This window comes from Ignatzschineria rhizosphaerae, from assembly GCF_022655595.1.
Classification (GTDB): Bacteria; Pseudomonadota; Gammaproteobacteria; order Cardiobacteriales; family Wohlfahrtiimonadaceae; genus Ignatzschineria; species Ignatzschineria rhizosphaerae.
The window spans coordinates 95,001-114,278 of sequence record NZ_CP093379.1; the positions used below are offsets into that span (position 1 = coordinate 95,001).

17 protein-coding genes, 2 rRNA genes and 1 other RNA gene (1 of these 20 cut by a window edge) are annotated in these 19,278 nt (G+C 38.9%); 15 read left to right on the plus strand and 5 right to left on the minus strand.

The annotated features are described in order from the left end of the window. Positions 1-1,420 (plus strand): 23S ribosomal RNA (locus MMG00_RS00410); it begins 1,492 nt to the left of the window's first position. Between the two features lie 177 nt (positions 1,421-1,597). Then, positions 1,598-1,712 (plus strand): 5S ribosomal RNA (gene rrf / locus MMG00_RS00415). 1,285 nt (positions 1,713-2,997) lie between these two features. On the opposite strand, the gene dnaB is transcribed toward rrf, so the two are convergent. After that, complete coding sequence (gene dnaB / locus MMG00_RS00420) at positions 2,998-4,389, minus strand: replicative DNA helicase (protein ID WP_242149853.1); 1,392 nt, start codon at positions 4,387-4,389, stop codon at positions 2,998-3,000. Between the two features lie 287 nt (positions 4,390-4,676). Here dnaB and MMG00_RS00425 point away from each other — a divergent pair, with 287 nt between their 5' ends. From MMG00_RS00425 to htpX, 5 genes are all read left to right on the plus strand, one after another. Beyond that, positions 4,677-5,300, plus strand: coding sequence for a YcbK family protein (locus tag MMG00_RS00425; protein ID WP_242149857.1), 624 nt, complete (start codon positions 4,677-4,679; stop codon positions 5,298-5,300). Positions 5,301-5,400: 100 nt separating this feature from the next. Further along, entirely contained in the window at positions 5,401-6,030 is a 630-nt protein-coding gene (locus tag MMG00_RS00430) for an NUDIX domain-containing protein (protein ID WP_242149860.1), read from the plus strand. Positions 6,031-6,181: 151 nt separating this feature from the next. Beyond that, a complete protein-coding gene (locus tag MMG00_RS00435) occupies positions 6,182-6,802 on the plus strand; it encodes an L-threonylcarbamoyladenylate synthase (RefSeq protein WP_242149863.1) in 621 nt (206 codons plus the stop codon). Between the two features lie 91 nt (positions 6,803-6,893). After that, on the plus strand, positions 6,894-7,265 hold the full coding sequence (rplS, locus tag MMG00_RS00440) for a 50S ribosomal protein L19 (protein WP_270049374.1): 372 nt from the start codon (positions 6,894-6,896) through the stop codon (positions 7,263-7,265). Positions 7,266-7,423: 158 nt separating this feature from the next. Beyond that, positions 7,424-8,308, plus strand: coding sequence for a protease HtpX (gene htpX, locus MMG00_RS00445; RefSeq protein WP_242149866.1), 885 nt, complete (start codon positions 7,424-7,426; stop codon positions 8,306-8,308). 255 nt (positions 8,309-8,563) lie between these two features. On the opposite strand, the gene MMG00_RS00450 is transcribed toward htpX, so the two are convergent. Together MMG00_RS00450 and MMG00_RS00455 are read right to left on the minus strand one after the other, a co-directional pair. Then, positions 8,564-9,370, minus strand: a complete 807-nt coding sequence (locus MMG00_RS00450) for an IclR family transcriptional regulator domain-containing protein (protein ID WP_242149869.1) — start codon at positions 9,368-9,370, stop codon at positions 8,564-8,566. Positions 9,371-9,521: 151 nt separating this feature from the next. Then, positions 9,522-10,325 carry an IclR family transcriptional regulator domain-containing protein gene (locus MMG00_RS00455; protein WP_242149872.1) on the minus strand — a complete coding sequence of 268 codons (804 nt, stop codon included), beginning with the start codon at positions 10,323-10,325 and terminating at the stop codon, positions 9,522-9,524. 215 nt (positions 10,326-10,540) lie between these two features. Between MMG00_RS00455 and MMG00_RS00460 the strand changes: the two genes are divergently transcribed. From MMG00_RS00460 to MMG00_RS00490, 7 genes are all read left to right on the plus strand, one after another. After that, positions 10,541-11,203 (plus strand): 3-oxoacid CoA-transferase subunit A, encoded by a 663-nt coding sequence (locus MMG00_RS00460; protein WP_242149874.1) that lies wholly within the window; start codon positions 10,541-10,543, stop codon positions 11,201-11,203. A gap of 15 nt (positions 11,204-11,218) precedes the next feature. After that, positions 11,219-11,878 carry a 3-oxoacid CoA-transferase subunit B gene (locus tag MMG00_RS00465; protein WP_242149877.1) on the plus strand — a complete coding sequence of 220 codons (660 nt, stop codon included), beginning with the start codon at positions 11,219-11,221 and terminating at the stop codon, positions 11,876-11,878. A gap of 52 nt (positions 11,879-11,930) precedes the next feature. Next, a complete protein-coding gene (gene pcaF, locus MMG00_RS00470) occupies positions 11,931-13,142 on the plus strand; it encodes a 3-oxoadipyl-CoA thiolase (protein WP_242149880.1) in 1,212 nt (403 codons plus the stop codon). Positions 13,143-13,244: 102 nt separating this feature from the next. Further along, positions 13,245-13,946, plus strand: a complete 702-nt coding sequence (locus MMG00_RS00475; RefSeq protein ID WP_242153187.1) for an SDR family oxidoreductase — start codon at positions 13,245-13,247, stop codon at positions 13,944-13,946. Next, positions 13,927-14,877 carry a 3-hydroxyacyl-CoA dehydrogenase gene (locus tag MMG00_RS00480; RefSeq protein WP_242149884.1) on the plus strand — a complete coding sequence of 317 codons (951 nt, stop codon included), beginning with the start codon at positions 13,927-13,929 and terminating at the stop codon, positions 14,875-14,877. The genes MMG00_RS00475 and MMG00_RS00480 overlap by 20 nt, the downstream gene beginning before the upstream one ends. Positions 14,878-14,911: 34 nt before the next feature. Next, positions 14,912-16,228 carry an SLC13 family permease gene (locus tag MMG00_RS00485; RefSeq protein WP_242149888.1) on the plus strand — a complete coding sequence of 439 codons (1,317 nt, stop codon included), beginning with the start codon at positions 14,912-14,914 and terminating at the stop codon, positions 16,226-16,228. 93 nt (positions 16,229-16,321) lie between these two features. After that, positions 16,322-17,059 carry an NADPH-dependent oxidoreductase gene (locus MMG00_RS00490; protein ID WP_242149891.1) on the plus strand — a complete coding sequence of 246 codons (738 nt, stop codon included), beginning with the start codon at positions 16,322-16,324 and terminating at the stop codon, positions 17,057-17,059. A gap of 46 nt (positions 17,060-17,105) precedes the next feature. Here MMG00_RS00490 and prmC read toward each other — a convergent pair whose 3' ends face one another. After that, complete coding sequence (prmC, locus tag MMG00_RS00495) at positions 17,106-17,945, minus strand: peptide chain release factor N(5)-glutamine methyltransferase (protein ID WP_242149893.1); 840 nt, start codon at positions 17,943-17,945, stop codon at positions 17,106-17,108. Between the two features lie 25 nt (positions 17,946-17,970). Further along, an RNA gene (gene rnpB, locus MMG00_RS00500) (RNase P RNA component class A) lies at positions 17,971-18,321 on the minus strand. 224 nt (positions 18,322-18,545) lie between these two features. Between rnpB and MMG00_RS00505 the strand changes: the two genes are divergently transcribed. Continuing rightward, on the plus strand, positions 18,546-19,139 hold the full coding sequence (locus tag MMG00_RS00505) for a hypothetical protein (protein WP_242149896.1): 594 nt from the start codon (positions 18,546-18,548) through the stop codon (positions 19,137-19,139). Positions 19,140-19,278 lie beyond the last annotated feature (139 nt).

The window sequence follows — 19,278 nt, forward strand, 5'->3', positions numbered from 1 at the left end:
ATCTTAGGCAAATCCGGGATCTTAATGCTGAGATGTGAATGCGAGGAGGTTACGACCTCCGGAGTGGTTGATGCTATGCTTCCAAGAAAAGCTTCTAAGCTATAGTGATATGAGAACCGTACCCCAAACCGACACTGGTGGTTGGGATGAGAATTCTAAGGCGCTTGAGAGAACTCGGGTGAAGGAACTCGGCAAAATCGTACCGTAACTTCGGGAGAAGGTACACCTTCCATGGTGAACGCTTTACGCGGTAAGCTAAGGAAGGTCGCAGTGAAAAGCTGGCTGCAACTGTTTATCAAAAACACAGGACTCTGCAAACACGAAAGTGGACGTATAGGGTCTGACGCCTGCCCGGTGCTGGAAGGTTAATTGATGGGGTTAGCGTAAGCGAAGCTCTTGATCGAAGCCCCAGTAAACGGCGGCCGTAACTATAACGGTCCTAAGGTAGCGAAATTCCTTGTCGGGTAAGTTCCGACCTGCACGAATGGCGCAATGACGGCCAGGCTGTCTCCACCCGAGACTCAGTGAAATTGAAATCGCCGTGAAGATGCGGTGTACCCGCGGCAAGACGGAAAGACCCCGTGAACCTTTACTATAGCTTTACAGTGGATTTTGAATCTTTTTGTGCAGGATAGGTGGGAGGCTTTGAAGCTAAGACGCTAGTTTTAGTGGAGCCATCCTTGAAATACCACCCTGAAAGTTTTGGAATTCTAACTTAGACCCGTTATCCGGGTTAAGGACATTGTATGGTAGGTAGTTTGACTGGGGCGGTCTCCTCCGAAAGAGTAACGGAGGAGTACGAAGGTACCCTCAGCCCGGTCGGAAATCGGGCTATTGAGTGCAAAAGCAAAAGGGTGCTTGACTGCGAGACAGACACGTCGAGCAGGTACGAAAGTAGGTTTTAGTGATCCGGTGGTTCTGTATGGAAAGGCCATCGCTCAACGGATAAAAGGTACTCCGGGGATAACAGGCTGATTCCGCCCAAGAGTTCATATCGACGGCGGAGTTTGGCACCTCGATGTCGACTCATCACATCCTGGGGCTGTAGTCGGTCCCAAGGGTATGGCTGTTCGCCATTTAAAGTGGTACGCGAGTTGGGTTCAGAACGTCGTGAGACAGTTCGGTCCCTATCTGCCGTGGGCGTTGGAAATTTGAGAGGAGCTGCTTCTAGTACGAGAGGACCGAAGTGGACATATCTCTGGTGTTTGGGTTGTCATACCAATGGCATTGCCCAGTAGCTACATATGGACGGGATAACCGCTGAAAGCATCTAAGCGGGAAGCCTTCCTCAAGATTAGATTTCCCTAGGGGTTTAACCCCTCTAAAGGTCCGTCGAAGACTACGACGTTGATAGGTTGGGTGTGTAAGTGCAGTAATGCATTGAGCTTACCAATACTAATTGACCGTGAGGCTTGACCATATAATAGGTCTTAGACAATTTTGATACGAAACATGATAAAAGACTGTTTCACTAAAGTTCAAAATGAATACAAAATAACTTAAATAAAACGAAAGTTTGCTGTTATAATACCAACTAATCAAATTTATTCAGTGAGTGGAGTCACAATAAAAAAGACTTCAAGCGCGAACCAGTTTTCCTGGGGAGAATAGCACTATGGTACCACCTGATCCCATCCCGAACTCAGAAGTGAAACGTAGTAGCGCCGATGGTAGTGTGGGAGATCCCATGTGAGAGTAGGTCACCCCCAGGGCTTAATATAGGAAACCTCTAGTTCAGATGAGCTAGAGGTTTTTCTTTTGCCTGGAGAAAAGTAAAAGATAAAAGGAAGTTAGAAAAGTGAGGGCAAAGAGGGGAAGGTTCTTTACCCCAGAGACATGGAAGATGCTTCTCCTGCTGGCATGTAGATCAGAAAGAGACGAGATATTGACTCTGGCGATGGCTGAGCCTTAATAAGTACCATTAATCTCCTGCGAAAGCGCTGTGAAGTTAGAGGGATCTCATGGTTGCCGGTGTAATGTTCGAACTTCTTTGCTAGCTGAGCCACGGCAACTTGGGGAACCTTAGTTCTTTAGAGTTTTTTAGATATTAAACAAAGCTAAGGATACTCTTAATAAGTAATTATTTTGGTACTGAGATGAGCCTGTTCTTACTTAGAGTGATTTAGAAAAAATGAGAAGAAATAGAAGTTAATAATCTGCCGGCATGCAGACCAGAAAGAGACGGGATATTGACTCCGGCGACGGTTGAGCCTTGATAAGCACACATTATTTAGCCTGACAGTAATGCGAGGTTAGAAAGTCTATAAAGTTGCCGGAGTAACGTGCAAACTTCTTTTACAGCTGAGCCGCGGCAATTTGGGGAACCTTAGTTCTTTAGAGTTTTTTAGATATTAAATAAAGCAAGGATACTCTTAATAAGTAATTATTTTGGTACTGAGGTGAACCTGTTCTTACTTAGAGTGATTTAGAAAAAATGAGAAGAAATAGAAGTTAATAATCTGCCGGCATGCAGACCAGAAAGAGACGGGATATTGACTCCGGCGACGGTTGAGCCTTGATAAGCACATTTTATTTAGCCTTATAGTAATGCGAGGTTAGAAGGATCTATAAAGTTGCTGGGGGAACATTTGAATTTTTTCATAGCTGATAAATGATGCTAAATGAGGTTTATATCTCAAGAAGTTTTAAGGAAGAAATGATTTAGGAGGTAAGTGCATCTTTGGGCTAAATTTTTTAGTTAATAATAATGTTGCTAATTAACTGTATGATTATATTGATATTTATGGGCGCTACAAAGATGCTTAATATAGTTTTTTTTAAATTTAGCTAGATATTTTAGAGGCTTTAGTTCAAGGTCTGTCCTCAGAAAAATAAACTTTTATAGAGGAAAAATTTCTAGCTAAAGGTAAATTGGTATAAGAGATTTTATGGATAAATCGTTAGGGAGTAAACTTAAAATATTAAGGTGGATTTTAATCCATAAAAAAGCCCAAACCTTATCACTGGTTTGAGCTTTTTTGTTCCTGTTTAGAGAATTTACTCATCCACAAATTGATCTGCGAAATCTCTAGTCGACAGATTCATAAATCGTGAGAACTTCCCTTGGAAGCTAAGTTTTACTGTCCCGATTGGACCGTTACGTTGTTTTGCGATGATCACTTCAGCAACTCCTTTCTCAGGAGATTCTTCGTTATAAACTTCATCACGATAAACAAAACAAATTAAATCAGCATCCTGCTCGATTGCTCCTGAGTCACGCAGGTCACTCATTACTGGCCGTTTGTTAGGTCTTTGCTCAAGGCTACGGTTAAGCTGTGAAAGTACGATAACAGGAACATTTAACTCCCTGGCCATTAATTTAAGAGAACGGGATATCTCGGAGACTTCAGCTACACGTTGGTCAGACATGCCAGGAATACTCATTAATTGTAGGTAATCCACCATAACTAAGCCAAGCTGGCCGTGATCACGTTGAAGACGGCGAGCTCTTGAGCGCATCTCTGAGGGGCTAAGTCCACTCGTGTCATCGATAAAGATTTTTGTTTGAGCGAGCGTTTTAGTGGCATCACTGAGTTTTTTAGCTTCAATATCGTTGAGCTCACCCGTTCTGATCTTCCCTTGCTCAATACCGCCTATAGATGCGAACATTCTCATTACTAGTTGTTCTGCTGGCATCTCAAGGCTGAAGATTGCAACAGGCTTATTGGTATACATGGCAACACGTTCAACCATATTCATGGCGATTGTTGTTTTACCCATTGAAGGACGACCGGCTACCACGATCATATCACCATTTTGTAGGCCTGATGTCATTTCATCAAATTGATCCCAGCCTGTAGGGGCACCTGTAATACCGCCTTTAGATTGTGCAAGCTCATCAATACGAGCAATTGTTGTTTTAAGAACATCACGAATATCAATAAGACCGGCATCTTGTTTATTTCCTTGCTCTGCAATAGCAAAGACGGCTTGTTCAGCAAATTGGATTAATTCGTTACTATTTCGACCTTTGGGATTAAATCCTGAATCTGCGATATTAGTACCGACAGCAATGAGCTTGCGGACGACTGAGCGATCATAAACAATATTTGCATAAGCTTGAATATTACTGACCGAAGGCATATCTTGGGCTAGCGTTGCTAAGTAGGGAAGTCCACCAATCTCTTCTAATAATTCCCGTTGTTTTAAATCATCACTGACCGTGAGAATATCAACAGATTGCATCTCATTATAGAGACTTTGAATTGTTTCAAAGATCATTCGATGATTTTTGCTATAAAAATCGCCGGGAGATAAGATCCCATCAATACGATCCCAAGCATCTTTATCAATTAGTAGACCACCGAGGACTGCTTGCTCAGCTTCTATAGAGTGTGGTGGTGTTTTTATTTGTGCAAGATCAGTATCATGCGGTTGTATATTTTGCATATATCTTCAATATAATAAGAGGAGGATCAAAAATAGTGCTTTATTTTACCATGAGCAGAAAAAAATAGTTGCTTCCTTCACCGTCGCGTAATAGAATTTACGAGGTAACCAGCTTATTATTGAGATATTATATATAATATTAAATATAAATGTTTGAAATAATTTACAGTATGCGGGTTGCTTTTTTATAGAACGAATATTAGACTGACTTCTTGAAATAAGAAATAAAGTATAGTAAAAGACAGTGATTAGTTCTTGCAAGGACGGCACAAAGGGTTATATAGACAATGAATAACAAATTAATTATTACAGATCGTGAATCATATATTAAGCAACATAATGAAATTGTTTGCGATAATAGACGAAACCTTTTAAAGGTTGCATCTGGAGTATTAGCAGGATCAGCTGCATTTGGTATTTTTGGATTAAACCCAGCATTAGCAAAACAAGCATTATCTAATGAAAGAGAGCTTGTAATCTATACTCCGGCATTAGGTGAAACAACTCGAACAGTTTATTGGGTGCCGGGTGAAGGCTATATCCGTGAATCATTAGATGAGATTTCATGGGCGCTACGTGATAGAAGAACAAAAACTGCAAAACTTTATGACCCACATGTCTTAGATCAACTTTATGCATTAACGCTTCAATTAGGTTATTCAAAACCTGTTCACGGTTTAAGTGGCTACCGTTCACATAAAACTAATGAAATGTTACGTAACACGATGCGTGGCGTTGCAAAGAGCAGCTTCCATACAAAAGCAAAAGCAATTGATATTCGTATGCCAGGCGTATCTACTCGTAATCTACGCAATTCAGCATTATCACTTAAAGCTGGTGGTGTTGGTTATTATAGCCGTTCAGCGTTCGTTCATATTGATAGCGGTGCGGTTAGAACATGGGGTAGTTAATCCCACAGATTTTATGAAAAGAGCCATTCTATTGAATGGCTTTTTTTTATTGAGTGATAATTGAGATCCTTTATTATTAATCCTTATAATAAGAGTGCTTATGACGTTAGAGAAAAGAGAAGACTTCAATAAAGAGAATATAACGGTGACCAGTAAGCGCCGTATTTTTAATGGTTTTTTTAAAATTGATGAAGTGATAGTAGATCACGATTGTTTTGATGGTGGCCGATTTGAGAATGTTCGCCGAGAAGTCATTGTAAAGTGCGATACGGTCAGTATTTTACTTTATGACCCTTTACGTGATGAATTGCTGTTTATCCGTCAATTGCGAGTGCCTTTAATAGAGCGAGAAGAGCGAAGATCTCCTTGGACTATTGAGATCGTAGCAGGAACAATCGATCGAGATGAGACTCCGGAATCTATTATTATTGCCGAGGCAGAAGAAGAAGCTGGAGTTGAGATTAAAAAGCTTATTCCTATTTATGATTATTTTCCTTCAACAGGAGGAAGTCCTGGGAAGATGTATCTCTATTTAGGATTATGTGATTTAACAAATGCCGGCGGATTATATGGACTGGAAGAAGAGTCTGAAGATATTGAAGCTTTTGTGATTAGCCGAGAAGCTGGGTTTGAACTATTGGCTAAGGGAATGCTAGATAATGGTTTTACCCTGATTGCAATGCTCTGGTTTCAGCTACATTATCGAGATTATCTAGGAAAACCAATTTAAGAGAGTATTTTCCTTGTTAGTAAGGAGCCTCAATTTTAAATAGATAGTGCTACAATGATTAAAGTAGTAATTTAAATATTGTCGTGATGACAACAATTACTGCGATTAATGACTATAAATCTATCTGTAAAATCACAGAGGGGAGGCACCTATGTTATTAGAAATTCATCCTGAGAGCCCGCAAGCAAGGCTTATAGAGCAAGTTGTTACAATCTTCCGTAATGAAGGCGTTGTTGTTTATCCAACTGACTCAAGTTATGCGATAGGCTGCATGCTTGGCAATCAGAAAGGAATTGACCGAATTTTAAAGATTCGACAAGAGAGTGCTAAGAATCACTATTTCTCTTTAATTTGTCAGGATCTCTCTGAGTTATCCCATTATGCGATCGTTGATAATCCCCAATATCGACTATTAAAGGCGATTTTACCAGGGGCTTATACTCTTATATTGAAAGGTACGAGGGAAGTGCCTAAAAAACTTTTGATGCCTAAAAGAAATACAGTAGGACTTCGTGTTCCAAATCATGTTATAATCCAAGCTGTTTTAGCAGAGCTCGGGGCTCCGATCCTCTCAACAACGTTAAAAGTACCTGGTTATGAAGCATATGAGCTCAATGATGCCTCTATAATCAGTGATGTGATCGGTGATCACGTTGACGCTATTATAGATGGCGGTGCTTGTAGCATGGAGCCAACGACAGTGATAGATTTGAGCAATGGTGCTCCAGAAATATTACGAAAGGGGCAAGGCTCCACCACATTATTTGAATAAAAGTGGTACCAATATTGAATTATTGGTGTATAATGCTTTGCTTAGAATAAATCTGGGTAAGATGGTTATTACATTAGAAGGTTTAACGACAATGAATATTATTAAACAATTAGAGCAAGAAGCGATGCAAGGTAAAGAGCTTCCTGCTTTTAACCCTGGCGATACTGTTATCGTAAATGTAAGGGTTAAAGAGGGCGACCGCGAACGTATTCAGGCGTTTGAAGGCGTTGTAATCGCAATTAAGAGCCGTGGTTTAGGTTCATCTTTCATCGTAAGACGTATTTCTCACGGTGTTGGTATGGAACGTACATTCCAAACTTATAGCCCACTTATTGCAAGCATTGATGTGAAACGTCGTGGTAGTGTTCGTCGTTCGAAACTCTACTACTTACGTGAGCTTTCAGGTCGTGCAGCAAGAATCAAAGAAAAATTACCAGCACGCAAAACTGCGAAAACTGCATAATTTTTCGAGATTGCTCGATACAGGACAAAGCCTTGGTGAATATTTCATCAAGGCTTTTTTCTTTATTGATTGTTTTTTTCAAATAAAGCCCTCATATTGTATGCATCAGTAATACTAGTTAAACCTACTGGTAAATAGTAATGAAATAAGGAGATTTCATGTTTAAAAGAGTAGCTTTATGGATGATGATGAACATGGCGGTAATCGCTGTGATTACGGTTATTTTAAAGATTACAGGGCTCGACACGGCAATTTCTGGTGGTCGGGGATTATTTCCAATGTTATTAGCTTGTGCCGTTGTGGGATTTGCAGGCTCGATCATCTCTTTGTTGATGTCAAAAAGCATGGTGAAGCGTTCAATGGGGGTTCATATTATTGAAACGCCTCAAAATGAATTTGAAGCTTGGTATGTTAATGTTGTACGTAGACAGGCAGAAGCTGTGGGTGTAAAAACACCGGAAATAGGGATTTTTGAATCGCCAGAACCCAATGCTTTTGCAACAGGTGCCAGTCGTAATAATTCATTAGTCGCTATTAGTACAGGCTTGACTCAAGTAATGAATAAAGATGAGATTGAAGCGGTTATAGGTCATGAGATGGCTCACGTTGCCAATGGAGATATGGTGACGATGGCATTATTGCAAGGCGTTTTAAATACCTTTGTGGTCTTTTTCTCACGAATTATTGCACAAGCTATTGCCTCAAGAGGGAACTCGGAAGGGGAAGCTACTAATTCTGGAATCTACTTCATTGTGACGATTGTTTTACAAATTGTCTTTGGCTTTTTGGCACAAATTATTGCTAGCTGGTTTAGTCGTTATCGAGAGTATCGGGCTGATGAAGGTGGCGCTAGATTAACCTCTAATCGACAAATGGCAAATGCTTTAGATGCGCTTCGTCGTCGCCCTGAGTTAAATCAGGATCTGCCAGGGGAGTTTGCTGCATTTGGTTTTACCGGTTCTTTAAGAGACCTTTTCAGTACACATCCCCCTTTAGAAAAGCGTATAGAAGCATTATTAGCAGCTGAGCGCCGTAATGGTTAATTAGCCGTAATAGCTATTATGGTGAACTCCGTTTAAAAGTGACAGAAGTTAGATTGCCGGCGCTTGGTTATGAGCAGTGTAAGCATTACTCTATCAGGCATCGTGTAAGCTAGTTTAGTTTACAGGCTACATTTTTTGAATAGTGATTTTTAAATCGGGGCGACAATAAAAAACCTAGTTGAATATTAACTAGGTTTTTTTATTTCCTCTCTGATTGAAAGAGGAAGAGAGGTTCTTGTTTAGTGAGCGTTATCTTTAGATGAAACTTGTTAAAAGTGCTGCCGATTTTAAAAGCTCAGGTAAGAAATGCGCTTTAATATCATTAATACTCTTTTTGAGAATGTGAGTGCTAATACTAATAGAAGCAATCACTTTCCCGCCACGATCAAATACAGGAACCGCGATAGAGCAGAGGCCAATCTCTAACTCTTGATCGATAATGGCATAGCCTTGCTCTTTCACTTTTTTAAATTCTTTTAAAAGAGCTTCTACTTCGTAGATTGTCTTATCGGTATAAGGGATTAACTGCGAATGGGCTAGAATTTCGCGTTGCCTCTCTTCTGGTTCAGCAGACAGTAGAACCCTGCCCATAGAAGAGCAATATGCCGGTAAATGTGTCCCAATTGTGAAGGTATTAGACATTATTTTCTGCGTGATTTCGGAAGATCTAGCGATATAGATCACCTCATTTTGTACTAAAACAGCCATAGTGGCGGTTTCATTTAATTCGCGTGTAATATTTTCTAATATGGGTTGAGCTGTGCTTGAGAGCGTTTGTGAATTAATGTAGCTATGGGCAATCATCAAGACCTTTGGAGAGAGCTCATAATAGCGATCATCTTGAATGACATAACCTAATTCAGCAAGCGTAAAAAGACCTCGGCGCACTGTTGCTCGTGGAAAGCCTGTTTCTTTGGCAATATCTGAGATTGTTTGTGCACGTTTACAGGTGGAGAGAACTTCAAATATAATTAATCCTCTAGCAAAAGAGCTTAAAAAATCTGAGTTATCTGCATGTTTTTCTAAGATCGGAGAGATCTCTTCTAGGAGTTTTTTTTGCATAATTTTTAGTGCTCCTTTTTTAAAAGGTTCCAATATCAATCGTATGATCGCTTATAAAGCTCAAGACGATTAAATAATCCTATGACATTTAACAAAGTCGCCTCAGCTAAATAGTGGAAGTCTCTTATCTAAGAGATGATTTGCTACATTATTAAAGAAAAGTTTTTAAAAGGGAAGCTGATCTTTGGAGGATTGGCAGAAAATTATCTAACATCTCATCAATACTTGTTCTTAAGGCATGTGTACTAATATTGATTGCGGCAATTACTTTTCCTGATTTATCAAAAACAGGGACTGCGATAGAGCAGAGCCCGATCTCTAGTTCTTGATCAATAATAGCGTAGCCTTGTTTTTGGACTTTTTCCAATTCTTGTAATAAGCCAACATCTGTATAGATTGTATTTTCTGTGTAGGCCTTGGGTTTTGATTCTAGAATAATTTCTCTCTGTTTCTCTTTAGGTAAGGCGGCTAGTAATACTCTCCCCATTGAAGTGCAATAGGCAGGTAATTGGCTTCCTATTGCTAAAGTGTTAGACATGATTCTTTGAGTATTTTCTGAAGATCTAGCAATATAAATAATTTGATTTTGCGTCAAGACTGCCATTGATGAGGCTTCATCAACTTCTTTAGTGATGTTTTCTAAAATAGGCTGTGCTGCATTAGGTAGAGGCTGAGAAGTTATAAAACTATGTGAGAGCATCAGAATTTTTGAAGTTAAAGTGTAATACCGCTCTTCTTGAGAGACATATCCTAATTGGATCAATGTATATAAGGCTCTTCTTACCGTTGCTCTTGGAAATTTTGTGATTTTTGAAATATCAGAAATTGTTAAAGGTTTTCGACTACTAGAAAGGATCTGAAAAATAGCCAAACCTCTTGCAAATGCACTAACAAAGTCAGGATCATCAGCATATTGGTCTAGAAGGGTTGATAAAGTTGCTATTTCTTCTTGCATAAAATGATTAATTTCCTAGGATTTTTTCTGGGTAAAGCCCCATTTTAATTGTTATTAGATTATAGGGCATAAGTGGTTTTAATGCTTTAAATAAAGATTATATGTTTTAAATTCTTTGACAAATCATAGCTGATATGTAATTAATCTATTGTTCGATGAGTGAATGTGTTGTTCGACTGTCGGTTGTTTTAAGGTTATTAACATAAAGGATCATTATGATTAGTAAGATTAGCTCCTCTATAGAAGCTTCTATTGAAAAAATTTTTGATGGTGCAACCATTATGATTGGCGGTTTTGGTGCAGCAGGACAGCCAGCTGAGCTTATTGAGGCATTAATTAAACATGGGGCTACTGATTTAACCATTATTAATAATAATGCGGGTAATGGAGAAATTGGCTTAGCGGCACTATTGAAAGCTAGGAGAGTAAAGAAAATTATCTGTTCTTTCCCGAGGCAATCAGATTCTCAAGTTTTTGATGCACTTTATCGAGCAGGAGAAATCGAGCTTGAATTAGTGCCGCAAGGCAATTTAGCTGCCAGAATTCAAGCTGCAGGGTCTGGCCTTGGAGCGATTTATACGCCAACGGGCTTTGGTACAGAATTATCAAAAGGTAAAGAAACTCGTGAGATTAATGGGAAAAATTTTGTACTTGAATACCCTATCACGGCAGATTTTTCATTGATCAAAGCTTATAAAGGGGATCGTTATGGCAATTTGATTTATCGCAAGACAGCACGAAACTTCGGACCGATTATGGCTATGGCGGCAAATCATACAATTGCTCAGGTGCAAGAAGTCGTCAATTTGGGTGGGTTAGATCCTGAAAGTATTGTCACTCCCGGAATATTTGTGACTGAAATTGTAGAAATTCAATAGTTGTGGAGCAAGAAAATGACAAAAAATTATATCCCTTTAACAAGAAATCAAATTGCTGAAAGAGTTGCTCAAGATGTTTTTGATGGAGCCTATGTCAATTTAGGAATTGGTTTACCAACATCTATCGCCAATTATTTGGGCTCAGATAAAGAAGTTTTTTTACATAGTGAAAATGGTTTATTAGGGATGGGGCCTTCGCCTACAAAAGGGGAAGAGGATCCAGATTTAATTAACGCCGGTAAGGAGATGGTGACTCTATTGCCTGGTGGAAGTTATTTTCATCATGGCGATTCCTTCACGATGATGCGAGGCGGTCATATAGATATTTGTGTTTTAGGGGCTTTTCAAATTGCACAGAATGGTGATTTAGCAAACTGGCATACCGGTGAACCTGATGCAATTCCAGCTGTGGGAGGAGCAATGGATTTGGCTATAGGTGCTAAAAATGTTTGGGTTGCGACAAATCATACGACGCGAGATGGTAGCCCCAAGATTGTAAAAGAGTGTACTTATCCTTTAACAGGTATTGGTTGTGTTGATCGAATTTATACAGATTTAGCTGTTATTGATGTGAAGAATGAAGGGCTGTATGTCATTGAGATGTTTGGTGGAATTACTTTTTCAGAGTTAGAAGCTTTAACAGATGCACTATTAATAGATGCTACAGAGAATTAATTTATAGCCTATGTCGTAAAAGAGAATAGTTGATAAAAGAAGAAGGTGGAGTATGAGTGAAAAAAATGCCTATATTTGTGACGCAGTTAGAACGCCTTTTGGGCGTTATGGCGGTACACTTGCAGGTATTCGTGCTGATGATTTGGCCGCATTGCCAATCATTGCGCTAATGGAACGTCATCCTGAAGTAGATTGGTCGCAACTTGATGATGTGATTTTAGGGTGTGCGAATCAATCGGGGGAAGATAATCGAAATGTGGCGCGTATGGCAGCTCTATTATCAGGACTACCTCAAGAAGTACCTGGTGTCACATTAAACAGGCTCTGTGGATCAAGTTTAGAAGCTATTGGGAGTGCTGCTAGAGCCATTAAATCGGATGAAGCAGATCTCTTAATTGCCGGCGGCGTTGAGAGTATGACGCGGTCTCCATTTGTAATTGGTAAAAGTGATGGTGCTTTTGGGCGTGGTCAAAGAATGGAAGATACCACGATGGGCTGGCGATTTGTTAATCCTAAACTAGATGCGATGTATGGCACTGAAACAATGCCGGAAACAGCTGAGAACTTAGCGCAAAGATTTAATATTTCTCGTGAGGATCAAGATGAATTTGCCTATCGTAGCCAAATGCGGGCGATCAATGCGCAAGAAAATGGGGTATTTGAGCAAGAGATTATTCCTGTAAGAATTCCAGTACGTCGTTCTGATGATCTTGTTTTTGATAAAGATGAACATCCTAGAGCATCTACGACTCAAGAAGGGTTAGCGAAATTAAAGCCATTTGTAAAACAAGATGGCGTAATTACTGCCGGCAATGCTTCAGGGATTAATGATGGGGCTGCAGCGCTCCTAATTGCGTCTGATAAGGCAGTTGCAGAATATGGTTTAAAACCCTTAGCAAAAATTATTGGCATGCAGAGTATGGGAGTTGACCCCAGTGTTATGGGGATTGGTCCTGTTCCTGCCGTTAAAAAGCTTTTAAAACGCATAGGATTAACTTTAGATCAGATGGACGTTATTGAACTAAATGAAGCTTTTGCGGCACAAGCTTTAGCTTGTATGCGTGAGTTGGGATTAAAAGATGATGATAATCGTGTCAATCCTAATGGAGGAGCTATTGCTTTAGGTCACCCGCTAGGTGCATCAGGAGCCAGGTTGGTTACAACAGCTACTTACGAACTTGAACGTCGTAAAGGGCGATATGGACTATGTGCAATGTGTATTGGTGTGGGGCAAGGGATTGCGTTAGTTATTGAAAGAGTTTGAGCCTGATATAAGGGATAGTTTTTTTAGATTGGGGAATAGAAGTATTAGTTTTGTATTTTTGTCGCGGCAGTCTAAACAGTAGCAATTTAAATGTAGGAGCAAATAATGAAAGAACGAGTATTGGTTACGGGTGGAATGTCTGGTATTGGAAAATCAATAGTTGAGGCTTGTGAAAAAAAAGGATATGAAACGGTTGTAATAGATCGTTTAGAAGGGGGGATAGTTGCAGATTTATCGAATGAGATAGAAACGGCATCGGCTCTTGAGGAAGCATTAAAAGGAGGACCTATCACTCGGCTTGTTAATAATGTCGGTGTTGTGATGCCTGCTTCTATAGAGAATCAAACTTATGATGAGATTAAATTGGCTTGGGAGCTCAATGTTAGAGTTGCAATTCAATGTGTACAAGCATTACTCCCAAGTATGAAAGAGGCGAAGTTTGGGCGAATTGTGAATATGTCCTCTCGTGCAGCTTTGGGGAAAGAATTACGAACAGCTTATGCATCTACTAAAGCTGGATTAATTGGTGTGGCGAAAGTTTGGGCTCTTGAGTTAGGTGAATATGGTATTACAGCTAATGCTATTGGACCTGGACCTATAGAAACAGAGTTGTTTATTAAAGCAAACCCTTTAGAGAGTGAATTAACACAAAATATTATTCGATCTGTACCGGTTAAACGTTTGGGTAAACCAGAAGATATTGCGAATGCAGCACTCTTTTTCTTAGATGATGCAAGTGGTTTTATTACAGGGCAAACCTTATATGTTTGCGGAGGGCTGACCGTTGGTAAAGCAAATATCTAAAGATGCCTTATCGGTTGTGGTTGTGGGGGGAGGAAGTATCGGCATTAGTTTTACTCTCTTATTTGCAAAATCGAATATAGATATCGCTCTTTATGAGCCAGATTTAGACAGATTCAATTTTATAATGCAAGAGATTAAGTTACGTATTGAAGACTTAGAAAATTATGATCTGTTAACGATCAGTAAAGAAACGGTTTTACAGCGCATTACCCTATTAAATGATTTAACAGAGTTGCCTAATAATGCACCTGATTTAGTCATTGAGTGTGTGCCTGAACGATTAGAAATAAAGCAAAGTATATTTTCACAATTAGAAATATTGTTTTCTAAAGAGACTATTTTTGTGAGTGCATCTTCCGCCATTATGATGTCTAAAATAGCTGAGAATCTACATAATAAAACGCGTTGTTTAATTGCACATCCTGGGAATCCTCCTCATCTCATTCCTATTATCGAGTTAGTACCAACACCAGAAACGGCTCTAGATGTGATCAATAAAGCAAAGTTTCTATTTGAGAGTTGTGGGCAAATACCAGTGATCTTAAATCAAGAGATTGAGGGGTTTATTTTTAATAGGTTACAAGGTGCAGTTCTAAGAGAAGCTTATTGCTTAGTTCGAGATGGTATCGCAAGTGTTAATGATATCGATAAAGTGATGACGGAAGGTTTAGGGCTTCGTTGGTCTATTGTTGGTCCTTTTGAAACAATTGACCTTAATACTCGTGGTGGAGTTGTAAGCCATGCTGAAAAAATGGGGCCTGCCTATGCGCGTATGGGGGCAGAAAGAGGGCAAAAAGATCCTTGGACAGAAGATCTAGTGAAAGACGTAAATCAGCAGCGAAGGGATATTCTCCCCATGGAAGATTGGGATTTAAGAGTTCGCTGGCGTGATGAGATGATCATGAAATTATTAAAAGAAAGAAATCAATAGCCATTATTATTAGCATTTTTTCGTAGGAGGAGTTGTGGATAATTTATTCATGGGATTTATTGGGTATGACGTGCTGTCGATCATTATTATATTGGGGGCAATGATCTTATTTGCGATGGAAAAAATACCCATCGCATTAACTGCATTAATTGCATCGTTGGCAATGGGGGTCACAGGTGTCATGCCTCTAGAAAAAGTGTATGCGGGGTTTTCTAGTACATTATTTGTGATGTTATTTGGAATGTTGATTATAGGAGATTGTCTTTTTGAAACTGGACTTGTTAAATTAATAGGTCAAAGGTTATCTCGTAGTAAGCTTATAAATAATGAGTTACTTTTACTTGTAGTTTTAATGTGTGTTACAGGTGTGGCTTCTGCCTTTTTAAGTAATACGGCTGTTATGGCTACAATGATTCCTTTAGTTGGTGCTGTAGCGGTCAGCTCGAATGGACGAGTACGAAGTCGAAATCTATTAATGGGGTTAGGCATCGCAACTTCAATTGGTGGAGCTGCAACGTTAGTAGGATCAACTGCTCAGCTTATGACGCAATCTATTTTAAGATCGACAGAGGGAGCTCAAGAAATGGGCTTTTTTGACCTAAGTTATGTGGTTATTCCTCTATTTATTATCACCGTTCTATATTATGTGATTTTTGGTTATCGTTTCCAAAAAAGAGTGTTTACTTTTGAGGATGTTGAGCCAGCAGAGTCAGTTTCTTTGGATGATAAAATAAAAGTAACCCCACAGATGTTAGTTGCCGGTGGTGTAATGCTTTTTTGTATTGTCGGATTTGTAACAGAAATTTGGAATATAGGCATTGTAGCCTTATTGGGAGCTACAATATGTTTAGTAGCAGGCTGTAAGCCTTTTAAAAATGCCGTTGCTGATTTAGATTGGAATACATTAATATTAATGGCAGCAGCCCAGGGGTTTGCTGCAGGATTAGATATTAGTGGTGGCGGGAAATTATTGGCTGAATGGGCTTTAATGGTTGGCGGCGGAGAAACAGCTTCTCCCATGCTGTTATTGATCATCGGTGTTGTTGTCGCTGTATTTTTAACTAATTTAATGTCTAATACAGCAGTAGCTGCAATGTTGATACCTATATATATTAATATTGCATTTCAATTAGGTTATGATCCTATGATTTTTGCTTTAGCTATTACAATAGGAGCTTCTGCATCTGTTGCAACGCCAATCGGAGGAACTGCTATGTCAATGACTCTTGTGGCGGGATATCGTTTTAATGATTATGTAAAGGTTGGTTTGCCTCTTACAATTATTTTAACTATAGCTACAATTTTATTAAGCCCATTAATGTATGGGGGATTTAAAGCTTTAGGCAGTTAATTAATAAATAAAGAGAAGACGATATATGGTTATAACGTCTTCTCTTTTTGTGGATATCTAGTTATTAAATTTTTTGATATGGGGGGTAACATTATGAATACTATTGATAAATTAATAAAGAGCCATCGTTCGGTACGTCGTTATCAACAAGAGAATAATATTGATGAAGAAGTTATTTTAGATATGATAAGAGTTGCTCAGCACGCATCTTCATCTCATTTTGTTCAAGCTTATTCCATTATTATGGTGTCAGACCAAGAATTAAAAGAACGATTATCCAGTTTATCTAGTAATAGTCACGTTGCAACTTGTAATAAATTTTTACTTTTTTGTGCAGATTTAGAACGACTTAATATTGCGTGTAATATGCATGGCAAAGTAATAGAAAGTCAATCTGCAGAAAACTTATTAGTCGCAACTATTGATACAGCATTAGTTGCGCAGAATTTTAGTTTAATAGCTGAATCAAGAGGGTATGGTATTTGTTTTATTGGTGGAATGAGAAATGAACCTATTCTAATAAGTGAACTCTTAAAATTACCGAAGAAAGTATTTCCTTTATTCGGTATGGCAATAGGTATCCCTGATGAACAAAATGAGGTAAAACCTAGGTTGCCAATAGAATCTATAGTGCATAAAGATTTTTATGATAGTAGTCAATACGAAGCAATATTGAAATTCTATGATCAGCAGATGAAAGTATATTACCAATCGAGATCAGAGAATAAGAAAGATATCGGATGGAGTGAGCCGATGAGTGATTATATGTCTCATAAAAATAGGATGGACATGATGAAGCACCTCAATGAAAAAGGATTCAATAGAGATTGATTTTATAAACATAAACTAATGAGGTGCTAAAACTATCAAGAATTTTTTACCGGTAAAACCCCAAAGTAACTCGATCATTATTACCATAATCTTTTAGCGTATGAATTTGTGTATAACCGCATTCTTGCATTTTTTGTTGTAGCGGCTCTCGTTGGTCATAGCCATGCTCAAGAAGAAGCCAGCCTGATTTTTTAAAGTAGCGAGGGGCAGATTCAATCAGATGAAAAAGATCAGATAGCCCTCTATTATCTGCTATCAGTGCGCGTTTAGGCTCAAACTTGACACCATCACCTTCTAAATGATGATCGATAGGATCGATATAAGGTGGATTAGAGACAATCATATCAAAAGAGGCGAGTGGCAGATTTTCAAACCAATTACTTTGGGTAAAATGAACCTCAAGTTGGTTATTTTGGGCATTTTGTTTCGCGATCTCTAAGGTTTCTTGATAGTAATCCACAGCTGTCACAGAGATATCTTGACGCATGCTTTTTATCGCAAGTGCAATCGTGCCGCTTCCTGTCCCTAAATCAATAAGAGAGAAAGGCGTATCGAGCTTCATTGGGATAAGTGCCAGTGCTGCATCCACAATCACTTCAGTGTCATCTCTTGGTATTAAGGTCTCTTGATTCACCTTTAAAGATAAGCCATAAAACTCTCGCTCACCGGTAATATAGGCAAATGGTTCACCATTTTTCCGGCGCTCAAGGAGAGATTTATAATGGGTGATGGTTGTCTCATCTAGATTCTTTTCAGGAAAGGCGATGAGATAACTGCGATTTACCTTTAAAAGATAAGAGAGAAGAAGCTCTGCCTCAAATTGAGGGGAGGGAAGTGAGCCTAGGGCCTCTTTGCCGAATTTAAGAGCTTCTTCAATAATCATCATGGTATTAAAACTTATCTATAAAATGAGGTTGAGTTAGCCGGTAAGCCGGGTTCTGTCGTGGATAATCATTCATCTAGGAGTAGGATCACTCCTACCCTCCAGCGACCTACCCGAGTACAACGCGGATCTCGTCTAACGTACTCCTATTTGGTCTTGCTCCAGGTGGGGTTTACCTCAGCTACGAAGAGTCACCTCTCGTACGGTGCGCTCTTACCGCACCTTCTCACCCTTACCGAGATCTAAAAGATCTTTAGGCGGTTTAATTTCTTCAGCACTATCCATAAGCTCGCGCCTTCTAGACGTTATCTAGCACCTTGATCCGAGGAGCCCGGACTTTCCTCTAATATAAAATACTAGCGATTATCTGGCTAACTCAAGCGGATTATTTTGCACTCTTTTCATAGCTAAAGCAATGGCTAGATGATATTTCTCTAGAAAGATGGCGCAAAAGAATGATTTTAATTGATTCATTTTCTGATTAGAGTTGAATTGACTGAATCTAAGAGATTTTTAGTGATTTTTTTGTTTTAATAGATCTAAACTTCGATCTTAAAAATAGTGACGTATTTTTAAATAGTTAATCAATATAGTGAGCGGTCTATGACTAAAAAACAGAAAATCTGGGGCATTATTATTCTCTTAATAATCGGGGCAAACCTATTACTTTTTACTGTTTTAAATAAAAAGTCAGAAAAAGAAGTGCCTCCTACTATTGTGGCAATGAGTCCTTTAAAGCAGCCTGATCAGATCTATCGAATGCAGTTTTATGCCCGTGGTTCACAATGTGGTTTTTATATTAATGATCAGTTAGTTTACGATACTTATGAGGCTAGTATTGGTTCAATGTCGGCAGATTTTCTCGATAATATTAATGATTTTTTACAAAATGGCGACAATAGATTAGCCCTAAAACTGCGAAGTCATGGTGATTATTTTGAGCCAGGGCATGATTATCAGTGCAAAGTCTCTGTGAGTGCTGGAAGAGGGCGAGCTATTAGTAAAAAAGTCGCTTATCTTAATGTTGATTATGCAGGGCAAGACCATTTTACAATGGGTGATAGTGCTGATTTTGACTATAAGGTTGAAACAAATTTTATTCCATATTTTGAAATAAGCATATCTGATCAAGGTGAGAAAGAAGCGATTGTCTCAGGAACTTTAACATTCCATAATTTACCAGATCTTAAAGAATAATATTTTTTTGCAGTAGGGAAGATGGGTCATCAATTAAAGCTAATGAATTCCATGAAGCCCCTGATAACGTGACTTTTAGAGAACTTTAGTGATAATCTATCAAAGTACCCTGATAATCAAAGTTGTAAGGATCAAAAGA

Bases quoted from the DNA above. Each gene is read 5' to 3' on its own strand.
- rplS (WP_270049374.1), top strand. From the start codon at position 6,894: ATGAATATTATTAAACAATTAGAGCAAGAAGCGATGCAAGGTAAAGAG.
- MMG00_RS00505 (WP_242149896.1), top strand. From the start codon at position 18,546: ATGACTAAAAAACAGAAAATCTGGGGCATTATTATTCTCTTAATAATC.
- MMG00_RS00450 (WP_242149869.1), bottom strand. From the start codon at position 9,370: ATGCAAAAAAAACTCCTAGAAGAGATCTCTCCGATCTTAGAAAAACAT.
- MMG00_RS00465 (WP_242149877.1), top strand. From the start codon at position 11,219: ATGACAAAAAATTATATCCCTTTAACAAGAAATCAAATTGCTGAAAGA.
- MMG00_RS00435 (WP_242149863.1), top strand. From the start codon at position 6,182: ATGTTATTAGAAATTCATCCTGAGAGCCCGCAAGCAAGGCTTATAGAG.
- prmC (WP_242149893.1), bottom strand. From the start codon at position 17,945: ATGATGATTATTGAAGAAGCTCTTAAATTCGGCAAAGAGGCCCTAGGC.
- MMG00_RS00490 (WP_242149891.1), top strand. From the start codon at position 16,322: ATGAATACTATTGATAAATTAATAAAGAGCCATCGTTCGGTACGTCGT.
- MMG00_RS00455 (WP_242149872.1), bottom strand. From the start codon at position 10,325: ATGCAAGAAGAAATAGCAACTTTATCAACCCTTCTAGACCAATATGCT.
- htpX (WP_242149866.1), top strand. From the start codon at position 7,424: ATGTTTAAAAGAGTAGCTTTATGGATGATGATGAACATGGCGGTAATC.
- MMG00_RS00460 (WP_242149874.1), top strand. From the start codon at position 10,541: ATGATTAGTAAGATTAGCTCCTCTATAGAAGCTTCTATTGAAAAAATT.
- dnaB (WP_242149853.1), bottom strand. From the start codon at position 4,389: ATGCAAAATATACAACCGCATGATACTGATCTTGCACAAATAAAAACA.
- MMG00_RS00430 (WP_242149860.1), top strand. From the start codon at position 5,401: ATGACGTTAGAGAAAAGAGAAGACTTCAATAAAGAGAATATAACGGTG.
- pcaF (WP_242149880.1), top strand. From the start codon at position 11,931: ATGAGTGAAAAAAATGCCTATATTTGTGACGCAGTTAGAACGCCTTTT.
- MMG00_RS00425 (WP_242149857.1), top strand. From the start codon at position 4,677: ATGAATAACAAATTAATTATTACAGATCGTGAATCATATATTAAGCAA.